General features: G+C 35.9%; 20 protein-coding genes, 1 other RNA gene and 2 pseudogenes. 22 read left to right on the top strand and 1 reads right to left on the bottom strand.

What is annotated here, in order from left to right; genetic code table 11:
• Positions 1–142: 142 nt before the first annotated feature.
• The 4 genes from AADV52_RS04975 (at position 143) to AADV52_RS04960 (ending at position 5,757) form a co-directional block, all read left to right on the top strand.
• Positions 143–976 carry a PRD domain-containing protein gene (locus AADV52_RS04975; RefSeq protein ID WP_014919097.1) on the top strand — a complete coding sequence of 278 codons (834 nt, stop codon included), beginning with the start codon at positions 143–145 and terminating at the stop codon, positions 974–976.
• Positions 977–1,105: 129 nt separating this feature from the next.
• Positions 1,106–3,127, top strand: a complete 2,022-nt coding sequence (locus AADV52_RS04970) for a beta-glucoside-specific PTS transporter subunit IIABC (protein ID WP_014919096.1) — start codon at positions 1,106–1,108, stop codon at positions 3,125–3,127.
• A 45-nt stretch (positions 3,128–3,172) separates the two neighbouring features.
• Positions 3,173–4,648, top strand: coding sequence for a glycoside hydrolase family 1 protein (locus AADV52_RS04965; protein WP_014919095.1), 1,476 nt, complete (start codon positions 3,173–3,175; stop codon positions 4,646–4,648).
• Positions 4,649–4,800: 152 nt separating this feature from the next.
• On the top strand, positions 4,801–5,757 hold the full coding sequence (locus tag AADV52_RS04960; RefSeq protein ID WP_014919094.1) for an alpha/beta hydrolase: 957 nt from the start codon (positions 4,801–4,803) through the stop codon (positions 5,755–5,757).
• A gap of 48 nt (positions 5,758–5,805) precedes the next feature.
• Here AADV52_RS04960 and AADV52_RS04955 read toward each other — a convergent pair whose 3' ends face one another.
• Complete coding sequence (locus tag AADV52_RS04955) at positions 5,806–7,431, bottom strand: APC family permease (RefSeq protein ID WP_014919093.1); 1,626 nt, start codon at positions 7,429–7,431, stop codon at positions 5,806–5,808.
• 360 nt (positions 7,432–7,791) lie between these two features.
• Between AADV52_RS04955 and AADV52_RS04950 the strand changes: the two are divergent.
• The 18 genes and pseudogenes from AADV52_RS04950 (at position 7,792) to AADV52_RS04865 (ending at position 21,649) form a co-directional block, all read left to right on the top strand.
• Positions 7,792–7,977: pseudogene (locus AADV52_RS04950) on the top strand (type Z 30S ribosomal protein S14).
• A 94-nt stretch (positions 7,978–8,071) separates the two neighbouring features.
• Positions 8,072–8,587, top strand: coding sequence for a VanZ family protein (locus AADV52_RS04945; RefSeq protein WP_014919092.1), 516 nt, complete (start codon positions 8,072–8,074; stop codon positions 8,585–8,587).
• Between the two features lie 90 nt (positions 8,588–8,677).
• Positions 8,678–9,406: a YebC/PmpR family DNA-binding transcriptional regulator gene (locus tag AADV52_RS04940; RefSeq protein ID WP_014919091.1), complete on the top strand. Its 729-nt coding sequence runs from the start codon at positions 8,678–8,680 to the stop codon at positions 9,404–9,406.
• Positions 9,407–9,553: 147 nt separating this feature from the next.
• A complete protein-coding gene (gene comGA / locus AADV52_RS04935) occupies positions 9,554–10,528 on the top strand; it encodes a competence type IV pilus ATPase ComGA (RefSeq protein WP_014919090.1) in 975 nt (324 codons plus the stop codon).
• Positions 10,497–11,498, top strand: coding sequence for a type II secretion system F family protein (locus AADV52_RS04930; protein ID WP_041809053.1), 1,002 nt, complete (start codon positions 10,497–10,499; stop codon positions 11,496–11,498). Before comGA ends, AADV52_RS04930 begins: the two co-directional genes overlap by 32 nt.
• An 11-nt stretch (positions 11,499–11,509) precedes the next feature.
• A complete protein-coding gene (gene comGC, locus AADV52_RS04925; protein WP_014919088.1) occupies positions 11,510–11,860 on the top strand; it encodes a competence type IV pilus major pilin ComGC in 351 nt (116 codons plus the stop codon).
• The gene (locus AADV52_RS04920; protein ID WP_003626115.1) at positions 11,829–12,260 is read left to right on the top strand and encodes a type II secretion system protein; all 432 of its coding nucleotides are present in this window, start codon (positions 11,829–11,831) and stop codon (positions 12,258–12,260) included. Before comGC ends, AADV52_RS04920 begins: the two co-directional genes overlap by 32 nt.
• On the top strand, positions 12,257–12,526 hold the full coding sequence (locus AADV52_RS04915) for a hypothetical protein (protein WP_003626116.1): 270 nt from the start codon (positions 12,257–12,259) through the stop codon (positions 12,524–12,526). Before AADV52_RS04920 ends, AADV52_RS04915 begins: the two co-directional genes overlap by 4 nt.
• On the top strand, positions 12,486–13,034 hold the full coding sequence (locus tag AADV52_RS04910; RefSeq protein WP_257791309.1) for a ComGF family competence protein: 549 nt from the start codon (positions 12,486–12,488) through the stop codon (positions 13,032–13,034). The genes AADV52_RS04915 and AADV52_RS04910 overlap by 41 nt, the downstream gene beginning before the upstream one ends.
• A gap of 169 nt (positions 13,035–13,203) precedes the next feature.
• Positions 13,204–14,205, top strand: coding sequence for a class I SAM-dependent methyltransferase (locus AADV52_RS04905; RefSeq protein ID WP_014919086.1), 1,002 nt, complete (start codon positions 13,204–13,206; stop codon positions 14,203–14,205).
• Between the two features lie 46 nt (positions 14,206–14,251).
• Positions 14,252–15,436 carry an acetate/propionate family kinase gene (locus AADV52_RS04900; protein WP_014919085.1) on the top strand — a complete coding sequence of 395 codons (1,185 nt, stop codon included), beginning with the start codon at positions 14,252–14,254 and terminating at the stop codon, positions 15,434–15,436.
• A 51-nt stretch (positions 15,437–15,487) separates the two neighbouring features.
• Positions 15,488–15,856, top strand: a transfer-messenger RNA (tmRNA) gene (gene ssrA, locus AADV52_RS04895).
• A gap of 81 nt (positions 15,857–15,937) precedes the next feature.
• Positions 15,938–16,819: pseudogene (locus tag AADV52_RS04890) on the top strand (DUF3737 family protein); the annotation flags it as partial.
• Between the two features lie 8 nt (positions 16,820–16,827).
• A complete protein-coding gene (locus AADV52_RS04885) occupies positions 16,828–17,985 on the top strand; it encodes a MalY/PatB family protein (protein ID WP_014919084.1) in 1,158 nt (385 codons plus the stop codon).
• Positions 17,986–18,077: 92 nt separating this feature from the next.
• On the top strand, positions 18,078–19,043 hold the full coding sequence (manA, locus tag AADV52_RS04880; RefSeq protein WP_014919083.1) for a mannose-6-phosphate isomerase, class I: 966 nt from the start codon (positions 18,078–18,080) through the stop codon (positions 19,041–19,043).
• 34 nt (positions 19,044–19,077) lie between these two features.
• Positions 19,078–19,470 carry an SdpI family protein gene (locus AADV52_RS04875; RefSeq protein ID WP_014919082.1) on the top strand — a complete coding sequence of 131 codons (393 nt, stop codon included), beginning with the start codon at positions 19,078–19,080 and terminating at the stop codon, positions 19,468–19,470.
• Positions 19,470–20,192, top strand: a complete 723-nt coding sequence (locus AADV52_RS04870; RefSeq protein ID WP_014563889.1) for a response regulator transcription factor — start codon at positions 19,470–19,472, stop codon at positions 20,190–20,192. Before AADV52_RS04875 ends, AADV52_RS04870 begins: the two co-directional genes overlap by 1 nt.
• A complete protein-coding gene (locus tag AADV52_RS04865) occupies positions 20,192–21,649 on the top strand; it encodes a sensor histidine kinase (protein WP_014919080.1) in 1,458 nt (485 codons plus the stop codon). Before AADV52_RS04870 ends, AADV52_RS04865 begins: the two co-directional genes overlap by 1 nt.
• Positions 21,650–21,688 lie beyond the last annotated feature (39 nt).

Here is a 21,688-nt window from a genome sequence, read left to right as displayed (position 1 = left end):
GTTTAGTTATTATAATAACTGTAAGTGAGCGGATTACTGATACGATCAGGTCTTAGCTACTACGAATAGTTATAGTATACTTATTAGTATATTATTTTTCGTAGTAGCTTTTTTCTTTATATCAGGGTGGTGAGGAGTATCCGTGAAATTTCTTAAAACATTTAATAATAGTGCTGCTTTAGCCATGAATGATCAAGGTCAAGAAGAGATTGTTCTAGGCAAGGGCGTAGGATTTGGCCTCAAGAAGGGCGATCCGATTGATGAAAGTAAAATTGAACGTCGCTTTGTTACTAAAAATGAAGTGGACCAAGTTAAGAGGTTTAACCCCAAGACGATGGAAGTCACTGATAAAATAATTCAGTTGGTTGAACCGCTGCTTCAGGTTAAGTTTAATGACTTTCAATACCTTGCCTTAGCCGATCACATTGATTTTGCGGCAACGCGGGTTAAAGATCATATTGACATTGATCCAGCTAACAACAACTGGGAGGTTAAAAATTTATATCCTAAGGAATATGTGGTGGCTAAAAAAGTGGTGAAAATAATCAATCAAAACATGCAAATTGAATTGCCTGAGAGTGAATCGATTTTTATGACATATCACTTGGTAAATGCCAAAAGTGATGTGGTACAAGTACAGGAAACTGTTCAGATCACTAATTTGATTAATGGAATTATCGATATCATTCAGCTGCAGTATTCAATGCAGCTGGATACGAGTTCTTTTAATTATAGTCGCTTTATTTCACATTTGCGAATTTTGCTAGTTAGATTTTTAAGAAATAAGCATAAGGATGAAGCACCACTTGATCCAGCGATGCTAGGTTTCATGAAGATTAAGTATAGTAAGGCTTATGAAACTGCAGACCGAATCGCAACTTACTTACAAGCCAAGATGAATTGGACATTGGATACAGATGACAAGTTTTACTTGGTTTTACATATTTGGCGAGTAACTAGTCGTCAAGAAAATTAAATATCTAAGTTACTTAGGTATGTTACTAAGAGAATTAGGCATTAACCCAAGTTACTGAAAGACGTTGAGCATATTTATGTTCTTTAGTTTTTGAGTAGCTTGGGTTTTTATTTTGAGGGGGAAAGACTAATGGCTAAGAATTATGATAATTTGGCCAAAACCATCATCCAAGATGTTGGTGGTAAAGATAATGTCAATAGTGTAGTTCACTGTGCAACACGTTTACGCTTTAATTTAAAAGATGAGAAAAAAGCAAATGATGATGCTTTAAAGGATACTGATGGTGTTGTAACAGTTGTTAAAGCTGGTGGCCAATACCAAGTTGTTATTGGTAATGAAGTTGCCGATGTTTATGATGCCATATTAAAGGAAGTTGGCTTCCCAGGTGGTGGCCAAGTTCCTGATGACGATGGCGCAGATGATGATTCAAGCTTCATTGATAAAGCCGTTGCTTTAATTTCAGGAATCTTTACTGATATCTTGGCTCCACTTAGTGCCGGCGGTATCATCAAAGGTTTGGTTGTGATGTGCGCTTCACTAGGATGGCTTTCTAAGACGTCAGGTGCTTATCAAATCCTTTATGCCATCGGTGATAGTATCTTCTTCTTCCTGCCCGTTTTCTTAGGATTTACGGCTGCAAGAAGATTTCATATGAATCAATTTATTGGTGCTGCAATTGGTGCAACTTTAACTTATCCAAGTATGGTTGCCTTAGCATCAAGTAAAACAATTTTGAGCACTTTGTTTAAAGGCACTGCGTTTGCTTCAGAAGTTCATACGACTTTCTTTGGCATTCCAGTAATTACCATGAACTATTCTTCAACTGTTTTACCAGTTATCTTTACAGTCTGGTTTGCTTCAATTATTGAACATTGGGCTAAGAAGTGGATACCAACAGTTGTCCAAATGTTCTTGGTTCCTGTAGTAACTATGATTATTGCATTGCCTGTTGCCTTTATTGTTATTGGGCCAGTGATGACCTGGGTTGGTGATGCTATTGGTGCAGTAATGCAAGGTATTTACAACTTCAGTCCAATTGTTGCCGGTATTTTGATGGGTGCTCTTTGGCAAGTACTTGTTATCTTCGGTGTTCACTGGGGAATTGTGGCCGTTACTACTGCCGACTTAGCAGCATTAGGATATGATCCAATTTTAGCTTTGTCATGTATGGTATGTTATGCTCAAGTTGGTGTTGTTCTTGCAATGATCAAGCAAACCAAGGACAAGAAGCTTAAGGAAACCGCTACTGGTGCCTTCTTCTCAGGACTCTTTGGTGTTACTGAACCAGCGATTTATGGTGTAACTTTACCAAGAAGAATTCCATTTATCTTAAGTTGTATTGGTGGTGCTATTTCTGGTGCCGTAATTGGTGCTTTCCACTCAGTTCTTTACATGTTGCCTTCAATGGGTATCTTTGCTATTCCAGCTTACGTTAACCCTAAGGGTGGTTCAATGACTTCTGTAATCGGTGTAGTTATTGCCGGTGTTGTAGCCTTTGTTTCAGGTTTTATTTTGCAATTACTCTTTGGTAAAAAGTCAGTTGATGCAGATTACAACAAGAAGCAAGCTCAAAAGGTTGCTGAAGCAGCTAACGAAGCAACAGAAGTTGCTAACAATCCAATTGTTGCTGCAAGCGAAGATGAAAAATTAAATCCATCTACTAAATTAGTTTCACCATTAAATGGTGATGTAAAACCTTTATCAGAAATTAAAGACGAAGTATTCTCAAGTGGTGCTATGGGGCAAGGTGTAGCCATTGAACCAAGCGAAGGCGTTCTTCATGCCCCAGCTGATGGTAAGATTGCTCTTGTTTTCCCAACTGGTCATGCTGTAGGAATTAACACTACAGATGGTGCAGAAGTATTGATGCACATTGGTATGGACACTGTTAACTTGCAAGGAAAAGGCTTCAAGACACTTGTACAAAAGGGTCAAGAAGTCAAAGCTGGCGATCCATTAGTTGAATTTAATATTAAGGAGATTAAAGCAGCAGGCTATGAAGTAGCTACTCCAGTTGTAGTAACCAACTCTAAGAAATACGAAAGCATTAACCAAGTGGCTAATGGCACAGTTGAAGTTGGTCAAGAAATTTTATCTTTGCAAGGTGAAGATGAAAAAGTTAAAGTATCTGGCCAAGTTCAAACTAATTAAGTTATAATGAAATTGTAACTGCTTACAATAGAAAGAGAGATAAAGATGACATTTCCAAAGAACTTTTTGTGGGGCGGAGCAACCGCTGCTAACCAAATCGAAGGTGCATATGATGTTGATGGCAAAGGTTTATCAGTAACTGATATTACTACTGCTGGTAGCCTTGATGCACCAAGAATGCTGACTTATAAGTTAAACGGTAAGTTAGAAAAAACTCCAGCCATGCCAGGTGCAGGTTTGCCTGAAGGTGCTGTTGGTGCAATTGATCCTAATAGTTATTATCCTAACCATGTAGCGATTGATTTTTACCACCACTACAAAGAAGATATTAAGATGTTTGCCGACATGGGCTTTAAAGTCTTCCGTCTTTCAATTGCTTGGACTAGAATTTTCCCAAAGGGCGATGAAGAAAAGCCAAATCAAGCTGGACTTGATTTTTACCGTAACGTCTTTGAAGAATGCAAAAAGTACGGTATTGAACCATTAGTTACAATTTCTCACTATGAAGATCCACTTTACCTCAGTGAAAAGTACCATGACTGGGGCGATCGTAAGATGATTGATATGTACGTCAAGTACGCTAAGACTTTGTTTGAGGAATACAAGGGATTAGTTAAGTACTGGTTGACCTTTAACGAAATCAATACTACTTTATTAATGTTTAATTCATTTGGTAATAAAGTAGATGATGACAAGGTCTACCAACACGCTTACCAAAAATTGCACTACCAATTTGTAGCAAGTGCTCGTGCAGTTAAGTTAGCTCATGAAATTGATCCAAACTATGTAGTCGGCAACATGATCTGTGGTATTGTTGATTATCCACTTACTCCAGATCCTAAGGATATTTTGCTTAACCGTCATATGTGGGAACAAGACATCTTCTATTGTGGGGATGCACAATGCAAGGGTAAGTATCCAACATTTGCTAAGCGTCTTTGGAAGGAACATAACGTACATCTTGACATCACTGAACAAGATAAAAAGGACATGCTTGAAGGTACTGTTGACATGTACACCTTCTCTTACTACATGAGTAATGTGGTAACTACACATAAGATTGAAGATAAAGTTGGCGGAAACTTCGCAGCTGGTGCTAAGAACCCATACCTTAAGTATTCTGAATGGGGCTGGGCAACTGATCCAGACGGTTTACAATACTACCTTGAAGTAATGTATGATCGTTATGAATTGCCATTAATGGTTGTAGAAAATGGTCTTGGTGCCGTTGATAAGATTAGTGATGATGGTAAGATTCATGATGATTACAGAATCGACTACTTGAGAATGCATATCGAAGCTATGAATCGTGCTATCGAAGATGGCGTTGATGTTCGTGCCTACACTACTTGGGGCTGTATTGATGAAGTTTCGGCCGGTACTGGTCAAATGTCTAAGCGTTATGGCTTTATCTATGTTGACCGTGATGATAACGGTGAAGGAACTTTAAAGAGAATGCCTAAGGATTCATTTGATTGGTATAAGAAGGTTATTGCTTCAAATGGTGAAGATTTAGGTTAATTGCATAAAAATATGGGTATACAAAAAGAGAGGGAGCATCATCTCTCTTTATATATATAGACAGAGTACGTATTTCTTTAAAATGTCAATATTCCATACAAAACTAAAAAGTGTATAATAAACTCTATCAATTTTATATAGGAGTTGGCATTTTGAATAGGAATGAGAAGAAGTACAAAAAAGTTTGGCTAACTATAGGGATAGTGGTAGCCGTACTTGTAGCTTTAATTGGAGCAGGCGAAGCATACTTTTTTAACGTTGCTTTTACGCCTGGTGAAAAAAGTGTACTAAATAAATATTCGCACAATACAAAAAAAGACCCATTGGCTGCTAAAAAGAAATGGTATGCCAAGGTAAAGAAGCAGCATTGGTATATGAAATCAGCTACAAGCGATTATCGTTTGGATGCAAATTATATTCCAGCTAAAAATTCGCATAAGACTGTAGTGATCCTTCATGGTTTTGGTAACAATAAAGATACCATGGGTTCATATGCAGGGATGTTTCATGAACTAGGCTATAATGTTTTGCTTCCAGATTCTTGTGCGCATGGCCAAAGCCAAGGAAAATATATTGGTTATGGATGGCCTGAGAAGTATGACGTGCGCAAATGGGTAGAAAAAGATATAGCTAAAGAAGGCAAGAACCAAAAAATCGTAATCTTTGGCGTCAGCATGGGTGGTGCCACTACTATGATGACTAGCGGCATTAAAATGCCTAAGCAGGTTAAGGCTTACATCGAAGATTGTGGTTATACGAGTGTAAAAGATGAATTTTTGCATGAAGCACAAGATTTGTACCATATGCCTAAGCCGGTAGCTACAGCAGCTGTTGATTTATTAAGTCTTATTAGTAAAGGCAACTTAGGCTTTTATTTAGGGGATGCATCATCTGTTAAGTCAGTGAAGAAGAATGATAAGCCAATGTTCTTTATTCATGGTGGCAATGATCCATTTGTACCAACCAAAATGGTTTATGCAAACTATAAGGCTGATAAAGGTCCAAAACAAATATGGGTAGCTAAGAAGGCAACACATGCTCGTTCATTTGAGACTTATCCTAAAGAGTATGAAGAACGGATAGATCAGTTTTTAAGTAAATATTTGTAAAAAAATAAGCTAGATTTCGCTCTAGCTTATTTTCATTTGTATTTATATTTATTTTGTAGCATTTGCGGGTTTTCTGCGACCAACAAGCCAAGTAAGAATTAAGGCTATTACAGCTTGAATGACAATCATTGCAATTCTTAATGGAATCTTGGTTGAACCTAACCAGATATCAAGAATAATTGAGCCGATAATCAAAATGCCCATCCAAATCCATTGTGCTTTATCAAAAGCAACGCCGTATTCAACTTCACGTCGTCTAATACCTGGCAAGATTGCGCCTAAACCGATCAAAACAACTACAGTAACAATGTTGATGATTAATTCGTACCACCAAAGGCCTGTACCTTGTTTAATATCTTGTGGAGCAAAGCCCAGGATAGTTGCTACAGCAGTCACGATTAAAAGTGCAATACCAACAAGCCAAGCGACTTTATCATTTTTAATGTAAACATATTTTGATGGATACTTCTTAGAGTTCTTTCTGACACGCATGAATGAGTAGAAGATCCAGCAGGTAACACCTGGAGAAATAATTGAGTTAAGGTTCAATAACCAGTTAAAAATGTCATTCATGTCTGGTAAGAAAATACCTAAGATCATAATGAATGATGAAAGAGCAACAGTTAAAATATAACCGTTAACTGGCAAGCCATTCTTGTCTTTTTTACGTAAAAACTTAGGCATGTACTTGTCGCCAGTATCGGAAATTAACATTCTAGTCATTGCATCAAGTAAAACAGCTACCAAAGCACAGTTGAAGAATAGTGATGTCCAAGCCCAGAAGTAAAGCAAGAAGTGTCCCATTCCAAATTGCTCACCTAACATGTCAAAGAGGTAATAAGCACCGTTCATCTTTAAATCATTTGGAATGTGGTTGGCATCGAAGTAGATACCTAAAGCAAATGAACCAAGGATGGTTAAGAATGCAGTCATTACTGCCAAAGCAATCATTGCTTTAGGAAAATCAGTCTTAGGCTTTTTCATCTTGGTTACATATGGTGCAACCAATTCACAGCCGTTCATAGCATAAATTAACATGCCGACTGTTGACCAATAGTGCAAGTTGAAGTCAGGCACAATTGAATGGAAGCCGAAGTTCTTGGTTGCCATGTGACCACCAGATTTGACTAAACCAAAGAATGCCAAAATTACAAACAAAATAACCATGATGATCATCAGTCCACCACCAATAGTGGAAAGAAATTCCATTGAATTAGAAAAGTGGTGTTCGACAATGATGAAAATAATAAATACTACAAAAGTTAATATAGCAAATAAAGATGTTGGAATCTTGTCCTGGAAGTCTTTGGTTCCAGTTACAGCCCAGCCCAAGTCAACAATGATTTCGTTAGCAGAGTCAACTGCATAAGGAATTGAGGCAGCCCAATAAGTCCAGGCAGTGAAATAACCTAAGAATTCACCGTCGGTACCACGAACCCATGATGAAAGTCCGCCGCCTTCTTTATCAAAAGTTGAACCAAGTTGTCCCACCATTAAAGAATAAGGTGTGACATAAAGCAAACACATAATAATCCAAGAGGTGATAACTGGCATCCCTTGGTTTTGAAAGTTGTACATGATATCGTCTAAACCGATAACAGTACATAGAGCCATCAAGGCCAAAATTGGCCAGGTGATGGTCTTCATTTTATTGGTTGAAGTTAAATCGTCCAAGTAATTCTCATTCTTTTCTATTTAATAAAATATTTGCATTACGTTAGATAGAATTCCTGGCGACTTATTTTTACATTTTTCGTTCATATTCGTCCTTTTCAATACATCCTTATTTATTCTACCCATGGATACTTAACCTGACCAGTAGTAAAACGGTTACTATTTTCACAAAGCACTTCACTTATAATGTAAGTGCGTATAATACTAATTAAAAGTAAGCAATATTATAAAAAAGGAAAGAAGGGATAGGAATGACAGCACAACTTGTAGCAATTGGAATTATTATTTTGGGATTAGTTTTTTTGACCAGAGAAAGAAAGCCTGTCCCTGAGAGAGTTAGAAAGCATAGGTAATTTATATATGGCAAAAGCATCACAAATTATTCGTAATAAAAAAGTAGCAAAATTTTAAACTAGAGAATATACACGTTGTGAACGTTGTGGACGTCCGCATTCCGTTTATCGCAAATTTGGCCTTTGCAGAGAATGCATGCGTGATTTAGCACATCAAGGTCAACTTCCAGGCGTAAAGAAAGCTAGTTGGTAAAAATAATCATAAAATATATAAAAAAGTTAAACGTAATACGCTTTTTTTGTTAAAGTAAAAAGAAGTTATTCAAATCAAACTAAGGGAAAGAGTTATGGAGAAATTTCATTTTACGAAACGAGAAAAGCTTTTTTTATTGTTGGCATTATTAGTACTGGTATTTTTATTTATTTCTAGTTCAATGACATACCATGAACAGGAATTGCATGATGGCACAGTCAGTAAATATTTTGGTTGGCTAGAAAATATTGTGGCTGGCTGGAATTTTACTTATGGCGGACGCCTTCATAATGCACAATTAGATGGGCGAGCAGGACTTGCACAATTTGTTTTGCGGAAGATGGCACATTTTGGCTCATACTTTTTATTGGGCGGTTTTGGCTATTTAGGCTTGCGCCGCATTTTTAAGATTAAGTGGATAGCTCCCGTTTTAACCTGGTTTGCAGCAATTGCATTTGCTGCTTTTGATGAGTATCATCAATTTTTAACAGGAGATAGAACTCCAAGCGTACATGATGTAATTTTGGATGCTTTTGGGGCTTTAACGGCTATTATTTTAGTTATGATCGTTTTATATTTGAAAAATAAGTATTGGGCCAAGAAAAAATAGTTTTAAAGCTTTGACACCATTGAATTTTAGGGTGCTGTGAGTTAAGATAATATCGTTAATTAATATTAGAAAAAAGAAAGAAGGATCCTTATGTCAGGACATTCAAAATGGCACAATATTCAAGGCCGCAAGAATGCGCAAGACTCAAAGAGAGGTAAAATTTTCCAAAAGTTATCTCGTGAAATTTATATGGCTGCAAAGAGTGGTGGTCCTGATCCTGATGGGAATCCTACATTACGTATGGTAATTGATAAGGCACGTTCAAACAACATGCCTAAGGACAACATCAAGCGTGCGATCAAAAAAGCCGAAGGTGGTTCAGAAGAACACTACGACGAAATTACTTATGAAGGTTACGCTCCAGGTGGTGTTGCTGTCTTTGTAGAAGCATTGACTGACAACAAGAACCGTACTGCTTCAGATGTTCGTGTTGCTTTCACTCGTAATGGTGGCTCACTTGGTGCTACTGGTTCTGTTGCTTACATGTTTGATCGTAAAGGCTACATCGTAATTGATCGTTCAACTACTGATGCAGATGAAGATCAAGTATTGCTTGATGTAATGGATGCTGGTGGTGACGATCTTCAAACCAGTGATGATGCATTTGAAATCTACACTGATCCAAAGCAATTTGCAGACGTTCGTGATGCACTTATTAAGGACGGTTACAAGCTCGCAGATGCTGAATTAACTATGATTCCACAAAACACCACCCCAGTTCCAGCAGATAAGAAGGAACAATTTGAACACTTAGTTGATGCTCTTGAAGACAGTGACGATGTTCAAAATGTTTACACTGCAGCAGCTGATGAAGACTAATTATTAAATAGAGAAAATGACTCAACCAATTTGGTTGGGTTATTTTTTTGTCCTTTTTTTTAAAAAAATAAATTTTTTTAAATTTCTCAGAAAAAAATCGTCTTTTTTTGCGTATTAAATAGTGTGAGGCAAAAAAGGAGGATTTTTATGAAAACGAAGGAATTTATCAATGAATTACTCACTTCCGCAATTTGGTGTAAGGCGAGCGATATTTTCTTTTTTCCGAAAAAGGAGAATATGATCGTGCAGTTTCGGACTAATCAAGGGGTAAGTACTCAAACCGACTTTTCTTTAGATGAGGGACAAGAAATTATTAATTTCTTTAAATATAGTGCCCAAATGGACATTGCAGAACATCGTAGACCTCAGGTAGGGGCAATGACATATGGCATTGATCAAGCGGAATATTATTTACGTCTTTCTAGTTTAGGTGATTTTTCCGATCAAGAATCATTGGTCATTAGAATAATTTATGAAATTAAGCAAAGTAAGTATTTCTTTCCTGAACAAGTAGAATCGTTAGAAAAATTGGCTTTGCATCGAGGGCTGATTGTGACTAGTGGACCAACGGGTTCAGGTAAGACGACTACGATGTATGAAATTGCAAAGAAATTGAGCCCTAATAAAGTAGTAATGACCATTGAAGATCCAGTTGAAGTTCATGAACCTACATTTTTGCAATCACAAGTCAATAATAAAGCCGGGATTGATTATCAAAGTTTGCTAAAAGCAGCTTTACGGCATCGCCCAGATATTTTGATTATTGGAGAAATTCGTGATCAAGGTACAGCAAGGTTGGCAATTGATGCTGCTTTAAGTGGACACTTAGTTTTTGCGACGGTCCATGCTAAAAGTACTTTGCAAACTATTTCACGTTTGGAGAGTTTAGGTATCAAAAATGATGAATTATCTAATTGTTTAACCGCGGTGTCTTATCAAAGGCTATTGCCTAGTTCGATAGGGATGCAATGTCTAATGGATATTGCTGAGGGCGAACTTTTGAATCAAGAATTACAGCAAAGCGTGCGAAGTGACTTCGTTAATTGGCAAGAAAATATGCAACTGTTGCGGGAAGGAGGAAAAATTGATGCTGAAGTATATGAGCAATTCAAAGAAGGATAGGTTGAATAGTGAAGAACAGCTTGTTTTTTTAGATTATTTAAAACATAGCTTGGAAAATGGTTTTTCATTAATTAATTCAATAGAGCTGATGCCTGTTTTATGGCCGAAGAAAAAAGAATTAATGCAAAAGCTGGTTAAACGAATGAAGGAAGGCAATAGCTTTAGCGTCGAATTAATCCAGTTAGGATTTTCGAAAACAACGGTAACACAGGTTAACCTAGCATTGCAGCAAGGAAATTTAATAGAATGTTTGAATCAATTAGCTATTCTCAGTCGACTTAAACAAGAGCAAGTCAAAAAATTGCGTGCTGAGTTGTCTTATCCATTCGTTTTAGCAATCATGATGGTAATTTTGCTTGTTTTTATGCAATCGTTTATATCCACTCAGTTTAATGATGGAAGCGAATATTCAGGTGATTTGATCATGTTGGGGCTAATTGGAGCTGTACTTGCTGGAATTTATTTTTTAGCTAGGATAATTGTTTTGCTTAACAAACAAGATTACGATTCAATGCAAAAACTAACCAAGTATCCCATTATTGGCCCGGTAATTTCGCTATATGTTAATTATTTATTGGTGTATGACATTGGGATGCTGCTTGCCAGTGGCTTTTCACTGCAAAAAATGTGTGATTATGCGTCAGAGCAGGAAAAAGGCTCGTTGCAGCAAGCTTTAGGGCAAAAAATAGGTCATGAACTAGCTGAAGGTAGAAATTTAGAGAAAATCATAGAACAAGAAATATTTTTACCAAATAGCTTGTTAATCTTGCTCAAGACGGGATCAGAAAGAAAAAATCTAAGTCAGAGTTGCCTAATGCTTGGGCGCAGTTTATTTATCGATTTAACTCAAAAAATAGAGAAATTAGTTGTTAATGTACAACCATTTTGTTTTATCTTGATTGGCTTATGTGTAATTGGCATGTATTTGAAGTTATTAATGCCAATGTATTCAATGATGCAAGGACTTTAAGGAGAAAAAAGATGAAAAAGAAAATGAAGAGATATTTGTTAAACATTTTAGCTAAAACCCGTCGTCAAGAAGGTTTTACTTTAATCGAAATGGTGGTTGTGATTGCCATTATTGTGATTTTGATGGTATTAATTGTACCTAATATGTTGAATCAAAAGGAAAAAGCGGAGAATAAGACTTCAGATGCATTTAAGACTACTTTGCAAACGCAGGTAGAAATGTATAAAGATGATGATCATGGTACACCAACTAAATTTGATGAACTATTAAAGGATGATTATTTAACTCAAGATCAAGTAAATAAAGCTAATAAGAGTTTTAAATTAGAAAATGGAAAAGTTACTGAAATTAATAAGAAATAAATATAGAGCTTTTACTTTAATTGAGACAATGATTACTTTGGCGATTTGTTGCGGGATGATGTTAATTGGCAGTTTGCAGCTTAAGAAATATCAAAATCGCTTGGTCTTCGATAATACAGTAAAAGAAGTGACTGCTGCCCTCGATCAAGCCTCACGAATTAGTACGATTGAAGGACATGCCGTAACCGTCATCTTTTCTGAGAATCAGCACTATATCAAATTGGTCGGTGGAGGTCATGAAAAGCACGTTAATATAAATGAAAATATCGATATTAAAGGCTTAACAAACTTTGTTTTTTCTAAAACAGGCCGTTCCGCTCCTAGAACAGTAACTATCAGTGGTTATGGAATGAAAAAGGCTATCAAGTATCAAATGTTATGGGGACGAATGGCAAAATGAAAAAGGTAAAAGGATTCTTAATATTTGAAAGTGCCATTGCTATTATTATTTCAGTTGTTGCTGTGAGTTGTCTTTATTTAACCGTTGCTGAAGGCCAAAAAAATGGTCAGGAAATAGAATTAAAAACGGACCGAATCTATGCCTATCATGTATTGAAGACTAGTGACTTGGATCAGATAACAGTGCATGATCACGTTTATGAAAGGGTGGGGCAACATTATCTTAATGACAAGACTACTAACCAAAAATTCAAGGTTAAAGACTAAGGGATTTATGTTAACAGAAGTCATCTTTTCTCTTTTTATCACTATTTTAGTACTTTCTATTTTGCAAAACTTGTTGCTAAGTATTAAAAAGGCCAGCATGAATGAAAACCAACATGTGAATGATGTTACTTATGCATATGTTCAATTGAATAATTTTATGCATGCAGAAAATACAAAAAACGTCTATCCAATCACAAAAGATGCTAAAAGTAATAGAACAGCTTTTGTTCGAGTTGATAAAAATGGTGAAGAAGAAATGTATGCGATTGAATATTATTTAAAAAATCATGTTTTAAAAGTATCAAAAGCAGGAGCTGATCGTGGTGGATATATGCCGCTTATTTTTAATATTAAATCGGCTCATTTTGCAACGAAAAAAGACCAAATTATTATTCATGTGGTAGAAAAAGATAAGAAAAAATCAGATTTAGTCTTTAAGCTTGATGAAAAACCTAGACCAGAAAGAGAGAAAAAGATTGTTAAAAATAAAGGGAAGCGCGCTGCTTAGCAGTATTTTAGTTTTAATTACGACTCTGCTTTTTATCAAAATATATCAAGAAGTGTATTGCGCAAGCATGGAAAATAATCTAATGATCATCAAATATCTATCTGGCAAATAACTTTTCTTGCACCTCTACTTTCCTTTCTTTAAAATAATGAAGGTATGGAGGGACGTTATGGAAAAATTTAAGAAACTTTTTAATCAATTTTTAGATTGCGTACAAACTTTGCAAAAAGCCTTGAATGTTTCATTTACAGAAGCTTTAGTTGAAACATTCGATAATTTAGAGCAGGGTAAAATTAAAGTCGAAAACGGTGCACCAGATGAACAAACTGTTGCTGAACTGAGCAAAAAATATCAAGCACTTGATTATGATGAAATTAGTCAAAAAGATAAGGCACAAGTTTTTACATTTTTAACTTTAAAAGCAATCAATGATGATGGCTTTGATGTTAATAAGATGCCAACTCCACCAGCAATTTCAACTGTTATTGCAATGTTGATGCACAAGTTGGTGAAGAATGAAAAGATTGAAATAGTTGATCCGACAATCGGTACAGGAATCTTATTGTTTTCAATCATTTCACAGTTGAAAGCCTTAAACCATTCTAAAGATAATTATCAATTAGTCGGAATTGATAACGATGAAGAAATGCTTAATTTAGCGGATGTAGCGGCACACTTGAATGACTTTGACATCGAACTTTATTGTCAAGATGCATTGATGCCTTGGATGTGTTCAAATCCAGATGTCGTAATAAGTGATTTGCCAATTGGCTATTACTCAGTTGATGAACATGCTAAGAACTTTGAAAATCGCGCAGAAAAAGGACATTCATTTGCACACCTACTATTAATTGAACAAATAATTAAGAATTTAAAGCCAGCTGGTTATGCATTTTTAGTTGTTCCTAAATCAATTTTGTCAGGCAAGATTGGTGCTGACTTTATGCCATGGTTGACCAAAAAGGTATATTTAAAAGCTATCGTTGAATTGCCTGATGATATGTTTAAAAATAAGTTTAATCAAAAGTCGATTCTGGTTTTCCAAAATCATGGAGAAGATGCTAAAGCTAGTGAAGTTTTGTTAACTAAACTGGATTCTTTGAAAAAAGAAGAGGCTTTGATTCGTTTTAATGTTAAGTTAAACGAGTGGTATACTAAAATCACTCATTAATTCGTGAAGCACTTAACTTTTGTTGAAAGAAGAGGAAATTATTTTTATGAAAAAGGTTTTGGCGATTAACTCAGGTAGTTCATCTTTTAAATATAAGTTATTTTCATTGCCAGATGAAAAAGTGATTGCAAGTGGTATGGCTGATCGTGTTGGATTGGACAATGCTTCTTTTGAAATTAAATTGGCTGACGGCACTAAGCATGTAGAAAAAACAGAAATTGCCGATCAAGAAGCTGCAGTTAACTTGTTAATTAAATTCTTGAAGCAATTTAATGTAGTAGATGCTTTGCATGAAATCGTTGGCGTGGGTCACCGTGTAGTTAATGGTGGTGAATACTTTGATGATTCTACTATTATCACCAAGGAAAATTTACCTAAGATTTATGAACTAGAAGATTATGCTCCACTTCACAACCCAGCTGAAGGTCGTGGAATTGAAGCATTTATGAATGTATTGCCAGAAGTACCACAAGTAGCCGTGTTTGATACTACTTATCATCGTGCTCTTGATCCAGTTCACTACTTATATTCTCTTCCTTATGAATACTATGAAAAATATGGTGTTCGCAAGTATGGTGCACATGGCACATCAATCCGCTATATTGCACCTCATGCTGCTAAAATGCTCGGCAAAGATTTAAAGGATTTAAAATTAATTATTTGTCACTTAGGTTCAGGTGCTTCAATTACTGCTGTAAAAGATGGAAAATCGTATGACACTTCAATGGGCTTTAGTCCAATTGCTGGTATCACAATGGCAACTCGTTGTGGTGATATTGACCCATCACTTATTCAACATTTAATGCATGTTGAAGGAAAATCCATGGATGAAATGATTCATATCTTGAATCACAAATCTGGGTTGCTTGGCTTATCAGGTATTTCTCCAGATATGCGTGACATCCGTGAAAGCGACACAGAACGTGCTAAACTTGCAAGAAAGATTTTTATTAATAGAATCGTTCGTTACGTTGGTTCATATATTGCTGAAATGGGCGGTGTTGATGCTATTATCTTTACTGCTGGTATTGGTGAACATGATATGGGCGTACGTAAGGAAGTTATGGATGCTTTCAAGTACATGGGTGTTGAACCAGATTATGAAGCAAACGAAGAAAACGGTGAGCATTTCATTACTAAGCCTGATTCTAAGGTGAAGGTAATGGTTATTCCAACTAATGAGGAATTAATCATTGAACGTGATGTAGTTCGTTTGACTAACATTAATTAAGCTTTTTGTTCGCAGGATTAGCTTGTCTATGCTATAATGTTAGAGTCTCAAGGGGATGTTTTTGGGATTCGACAGGCGTAGATTCGCATTGACTGCGATTCGTAGGTTACGTCTACGTAAAAACGTTACAGTTAAATATAACTGCAAATAACAAAAATTCTTACGCATTAGCTGCTTAATTTAGCGCATGCGTTGCTCTTTGTCTGTTTACTCGTGGCTGACACTGAGTATCAACTTTAGCGAGTTACGTTTAACTATCTCACCTGAATAGTTAAAAAAAGTCTTAACAGGTTAGCTAGCTCATCCTAGCCCTGTTATATGGCGTTTTGAGCTAGTGAAGTTCAAGTAATATAACTATGATCGTAGAGGTCAGTGACGGAATGCGTTTGGACAGGGGTTCAACTCCCCTCATCTCCATCGAATGAAAAAAGTCTTGTTAGGATATGATTCCTAGCAAGGCTTTTATTTTTATGTATCAATAACTATTAGTTATAGTATCCTTTCAAAAATAAGTATTTTGAAGGAGAAAGAATTCTTTATGGCGTTAATAATGCTGAACTTGAAGGCATTACTTTTGGAAAAGGTGAATCTCCTTTAAAAGAAGCAAAAAATATTCAGTTAAAGGATTCAATTTTTACGTGGAAATATCCTTTGTGGTATGACGATAACGTAAAAGTCGAAAACACTACATTTGAAACCATGTCTAGAAGTGGAATTTGGTATACCAAAAATATTTTGATTAAAAATAGTGCCTTGCAAGCGCCTAAATTATTTAGAAGAGCAAGTCATATTAAGTTAGATAATGTCCATTTTGTCGATGCGGAAGAAATAATGTGGACATGTAACGATATAAAAATTACTAACTCTCAAATTAATGGAGATCATTTTGGTAAAGATAGCAAAAATATTTACCTTGATCACGTTAGCGTAGTTGGTAATTATGTTTTTTATGGTGCAGAAAATATTGAAGTTCATCATTCTACTTTTGTGTCTAAGGATGCTTTTTGAAATTGCAAAAATGTAACGATTTATGATTCAACGATTGATGGTGAATATCTGGCTTGGAATACTCAAAATCTTAAATTGATTAATTGTAAAATCGAAAGTAATCAGGACTTGAATTATATTGACCATCTTGAAATTAAAAATAGTTCATTGATTCATACTGACTTGGCTTTTGAATACGTTTCAGATATGGATGTACAATTGAACTGCAAGATTGATAGTATTAAGAATCCTATTTCAGGAAAAATTGAGGTTCCAGAAGTAGATACCTTAATTATGGATTCATCTAAAATTGATCCTGAAAAGACAGAAATTATTTGTCCAAAGGTACATGAAAAATTAATGCATTCTGATAATAATCAAAAACCCAAGGATTAGTGATAAAAATGGAATATGATTTTGAAAATGCACCTGATCGCAGTCATACTGATTTGGTAAAGTGGGATATTAAACCAGGGGAATTACCAATGTGGATTGCCGATATGGATTTTAAAACAGCGCCTGAAATTATTGAGGCAATGCAAGCAAAAATTTCATTAGGAGCTTTTGGCTATGAATGGCCTAAGACAGATTATTTTAATGCAGTAGCAGATTGGTATGAAACAGAACATGGGTGTCGGCCCCATAATGATTGGATGATTTTTACCACAGGAGTTGTACCCGCAATTTCATCAATTGTGCGTCGTGTTTCACATATTGGTGATAATGTCCTAGTTCAAGAACCTGTTTATAATATTTTTTACAATTCTATTTTGAATAATGTACGCCATGTTTTATCAAGTGATTTAGCTTTTGATGGCAAAAATTATAGTGTCGATTGGACAGATTTGGAAGAGAAATTAGCTAATCCTTTAACTACGTTGATGATTTTTTGTAATCCTCATAATCCTATTGGTAAAGTGTGGACTAAGGCAGAAGTGCAAAGAGTTGCACAATTATGTCAAAAACATCATGTCGTTTTGCTTTCAGATGAAATTCATGGCGATTTAGTTAGAAAGGGGCAGGGTTACACTCCAGCATTTTCAATTGAAGCTAAGAGCAATGTAATTTTTTTAGTTTCACGAAGTAAAACTTTTAATGTAGCTGCACTTCATGCTGCAACAGCAATTGTTCCTGATGAAAATTTGCGCAACATTGTCAATCGCGGCTTAAATAGTGATGAGGTAGCTGAACCTAATCTGTTGGCCATTCTAGCCACGATCGCGGCATACGAAGAAGGTCATGGTTGGCTGAAAGCATTAAAGCAGCAATTAAATGAAAATTTCGCTTATGTCAGTCATTTCATTCAAGAAAATATTCCTGAAATAAGAGTTATCTCTGGGGATGCTACTTATCTAATGTGGATTAATGTCCAAAAAGTAGCCAATAACTCTGCAGAATTAGTAGAGTTTCTTAGAAAAGAAACAGGTTTAATTGTTTCGGCCGGTAGTGTTTATCGTGGCAACGGTCAAGATTTCATCCGGATAAATCTGGCTTGTCCATTAGCAATGGTGAAAGATGGGATGAATCGATTGGCTGAAGGGATTCGTAAGTATAGCAAATAGGTTTACATGTAAACTAAAAAGTAGATATATAGTCGAGAAAAGGGTTTCATTTTTATTGTCTCAAAGTATATACTTTATGTGAGGTGATTTAAATGGAACCATTATTTTTAACCCCCTATTTTAGACCAAAGATTTGGGGCGGACGCAAATTAGATGATATTTTTCACTATGATATTCCAGAAGGAAAAGTAGGCGAAGCATGGATTATTTCCGGTTATAAGGATGATGCTTCAGTAGTGACTGAAGGACCACTTAAAGGCATGTCATTAAGAGATGTTTATTTAAAGCATTCAGAATTATTTGGCAATCCTAAAGCTAAGGAATTTCCACTTTTGGTTAAGTTTTTGGATGCAAACGATAACTTGTCAGTGCAAGTGCACCCAGATGATGATTATGCTAGAAAAGTAGAAAATGATTCAGGCAAGACCGAAAGCTGGTATGTCATGCAAGCAGACCCAGGTGCCTACATCATTTATGGTCACCATGCTAAGACTCGTGAAGAACTAGCTGACATGATCCATAAGGGTGAATGGGACAAATTGCTTAGAAAAGTTCCGGTTAAGGCTGGCGACTTCTTCTACGTTCCTGCAGGTACAATTCATGCCTTAACTAAAGGGTGTTTGGTAATTGAAACCCAACAATCCAGTGACGTAACTTACCGTCTTTATGATTATGATCGAGTAGACAAGAAGACCGGCAAAAAGCGTGAACTTCATACACAAAAATCAATTGATGTAACTACTGTGCCTTACGTTGATCCTAAGCTTGATATTAAGACTAATAAGGACCAAGATGCGGAAATTAAGACTTTGGTAGAACCACCAATTTCTCCACACTTTTACTTATGGCAAATCGATCTTGATGGCACTTGGAAGACAGGGTTAAAGAATCACCCATATCTTTTAGTTTCAGTCATTAAAGGCGAAGGAAAACTCGAAGCTGATGGCAAAACATATAATTTGAAGTTGGGAACTAATTTAATTATTCCAAATGAGATGAAGAAATTCACTTTCACTGGTAAAATGAGAATAGTTATATCTGCACCTGGTGAGGAATAACCGTTTATTTTATCAGATTTAGGAGTGAGAAATTGTGATCTATATCGCTTGTGGTTCAATAATGGCAGTGATTGGAATTATTTGGTTGATTTCACCAGCCAAAAAGCCTAATCGGATTTATGGCTATTTATCTTATCTAGCGCAAGTTAACAAGGATAGTTTTAAGTTTGCTCAAAGAAGGGCAAGCTTATATTGTATTTTATTCGGCTTAATTCAAGTCGCAATAGGTGTAATTATTCACTATTTGAATTGGGATCGCTATTTTCTCATTTGGCTATTAACTTTTTATTTATTTATCTTATTGCCAATTGTCTTTACTGAAAAAAGTCTCAAATCTTTTCTCAGTGAACTACATGAATTGCCACATGACTATGTCGATCCTGATCAAGTAAAACGTCAAAGAACAAAAGGATTTAGGGATCGATAATGAGTTTGAGAATCTTAATGGTTGAAGATGATAATTCCGTCGCTGAAATGATGGGAATGTTTTTCAAAAAAGAAGGTTGGCAGCAAGATATCGCTGTCGACGGTGTCGAAGCCGTCGATATGTTTAAAGAAAATGCAGATAAGTATGATTTGATTACATTAGATTTGAATTTGCCTAAAAAAGATGGTATTCAAGTTGCTAAGGAAGTAAGAGCTATTTCTCCTACTGTTCCGATTATTATGCTTACTGCTAGGGGCAGTGAATCAGATCAAGTTCTAGGATTAGGAATTGGTGCTGATGAGTATGTGACTAAGCCATTTAGTCCAATCGCCTTAATTGCCCGTATCAAGGCACTTCATCGTCGCGTGATGATGGAAGAAGACGTTCAAACACAAGAAAATAATAATCAAGAATATGAAATTCAGACTGCTCATCTAAAGATTTCTAAGGATAGACGAGAAGTTTTATTTGATGACCAACCAGTTGTTGATTTAACGCCGAAGGAATTTGATTTGTTATATACAATGGCGCAAAAGCCTAAGCAAGTCTTTTCGCGTGATCAATTATTAGAGCTGGTCTGGGGATATGAGTATTATGGTGAAGAACGAACTGTTGACGCCCATATTAAAAAATTGCGCCAAAAACTAGAAAAAGTTGGTGCCAAGGTTATCCAAACAGTCTGGGGCGTTGGCTATAAGTTTGACGATTCGCAGGTCAAATAATGAAATTAATTTATCAAAACATGCTCGGATTTCTCCTGATTATTGTGACTACGATTTCTATTATTGGTTATTCAGAAATCGGATATGCTCGCAATCAGGCTTATATGCAAAATTATCAACGCATGGAAAGCTATGCTAATTCATTAGGAGAACTAGCCGAGACAGATGGAAAAAATGGTACGGCGTTACTAAATGACAATTTTCTAAACCAATTAGAGTTTGTCTTGCGTGGGGATGATGTTCATTTACGTATTTTTAATGATCAAAATATGCAAATTTATCCTCGGGTAAATGCTAAGGTACAATTATCCGACAAGATTTTTTCTACATTAAAAAATGGACAGGAAATTCGTATTCAAAATAATCATGCGGAGCATTCGCCAATCGGTTCTACTAAGGATGCATATACTGGTGTCTTAGTTCCATGGATGAATGGGAAAAATTTGGTCGGTGTAGCTTGGATTAGTTCTAAGTTAACACATGTTGAGCGACCAATTTATATGGCAAAACGCAATTTATTGCGAGCTTTGTTAGTTACCGTAGCCGTTGGTTTAATTCTTAGTTTTATTATTTCGTATTACTCAACCAAACGAATTAAACGTTTATCTAGAGCAACGCAAAAAGTTGCGTTAGGGAACTTCAATGTTCAGATTGCTCATAAAGATAGCGATGAAATTGATCAACTTGCGGAAAACTTTAATAAAATGGTTAAAGCACTCAAGCAATCAAACGAAGAGGTTAGGGCGCAGGAAAACCGGCGTGATCAGTTTATGGCTGATGCGGCTCATGAAATGCGCACGCCTTTGACTACTATTAATGGTATTTTGGAAGGGCTGCAATATGATGCAATTCCAGAAGAGTCTAAACCTAAATCGATTGATTTGATGCAGCGAGAAACCAAGCGCTTAGTTAGATTGGTTAATGAAAATTTGGATTATGAAAAAATTCGCAATAATCAAATCATGTTGATTAAGACTGATTTTGATGCAATGCCAATTTTACGTGATCTAAAATCTCAATTAAAACAGAATGCTGGAAAAGCTAATGATGAAATCAGTGTTACTGGTCCAGAAAAATTGCCAATTTATGCGGATCGTGATCGTTTTACTCAAGTGATGGTTAACTTGGTTCAGAATGCCATTCAGTTTACTCATGATGGACAAATTGAAATCTCTGGTAAAAGATTAGAACATGCGAGTGAGATATTCGTAAAGGATAATGGAATTGGCATGAGTAAAGACCAGACCAAATATATCTTTGAGCGTTTCTTCAAAGCTGATCCATCAAGGGCACGAATGGGAACAGGTGAATCTGGTTTAGGTTTAGCTATCGTTTCTTCATTGATTAAGCAACATGGTGGAAAAGTAAAAGTAGATTCTGAGCCTGGCAAAGGTTCTACCTTTACAGTTATCTTTTATGACAAGGGCTATGAACAATTCATAAGTAAAGATCAATAAAAAGAAGGCATTCAGCTGCTATTGGTAGCTGAATGCCTT

The organism is Lactobacillus helveticus (genome assembly GCF_046109915.1).
Lineage (GTDB): Bacteria > Bacillota > Bacilli > Lactobacillales > Lactobacillaceae > Lactobacillus > Lactobacillus helveticus.
This window is presented reverse-complemented; position numbering and strand designations above follow the sequence as displayed.

What these genes read in the sequence shown, in the direction of transcription:
- manA (WP_014919083.1), top strand. Translation starts at nt 18,078, where the DNA reads ATGGAACCATTATTTTTAACCCCCTATTTTAGACCAAAGATTTGGGGC.
- AADV52_RS04940 (WP_014919091.1), top strand. Translation starts at nt 8,678, where the DNA reads ATGTCAGGACATTCAAAATGGCACAATATTCAAGGCCGCAAGAATGCG.
- AADV52_RS04870 (WP_014563889.1), top strand. Translation starts at nt 19,470, where the DNA reads ATGAGTTTGAGAATCTTAATGGTTGAAGATGATAATTCCGTCGCTGAA.
- AADV52_RS04910 (WP_257791309.1), top strand. Translation starts at nt 12,486, where the DNA reads ATGACAAGACTACTAACCAAAAATTCAAGGTTAAAGACTAAGGGATTT.
- comGA (WP_014919090.1), top strand. Translation starts at nt 9,554, where the DNA reads ATGAAAACGAAGGAATTTATCAATGAATTACTCACTTCCGCAATTTGG.
- AADV52_RS04885 (WP_014919084.1), top strand. Translation starts at nt 16,828, where the DNA reads ATGGAATATGATTTTGAAAATGCACCTGATCGCAGTCATACTGATTTG.
- AADV52_RS04915 (WP_003626116.1), top strand. Translation starts at nt 12,257, where the DNA reads ATGAAAAAGGTAAAAGGATTCTTAATATTTGAAAGTGCCATTGCTATT.
- AADV52_RS04865 (WP_014919080.1), top strand. Translation starts at nt 20,192, where the DNA reads ATGAAATTAATTTATCAAAACATGCTCGGATTTCTCCTGATTATTGTG.
- AADV52_RS04920 (WP_003626115.1), top strand. Translation starts at nt 11,829, where the DNA reads ATGGAAAAGTTACTGAAATTAATAAGAAATAAATATAGAGCTTTTACT.
- AADV52_RS04900 (WP_014919085.1), top strand. Translation starts at nt 14,252, where the DNA reads ATGAAAAAGGTTTTGGCGATTAACTCAGGTAGTTCATCTTTTAAATAT.
- AADV52_RS04945 (WP_014919092.1), top strand. Translation starts at nt 8,072, where the DNA reads ATGGAGAAATTTCATTTTACGAAACGAGAAAAGCTTTTTTTATTGTTG.
- comGC (WP_014919088.1), top strand. Translation starts at nt 11,510, where the DNA reads ATGAAAAAGAAAATGAAGAGATATTTGTTAAACATTTTAGCTAAAACC.
- AADV52_RS04970 (WP_014919096.1), top strand. Translation starts at nt 1,106, where the DNA reads ATGGCTAAGAATTATGATAATTTGGCCAAAACCATCATCCAAGATGTT.
- AADV52_RS04965 (WP_014919095.1), top strand. Translation starts at nt 3,173, where the DNA reads ATGACATTTCCAAAGAACTTTTTGTGGGGCGGAGCAACCGCTGCTAAC.
- AADV52_RS04905 (WP_014919086.1), top strand. Translation starts at nt 13,204, where the DNA reads ATGGAAAAATTTAAGAAACTTTTTAATCAATTTTTAGATTGCGTACAA.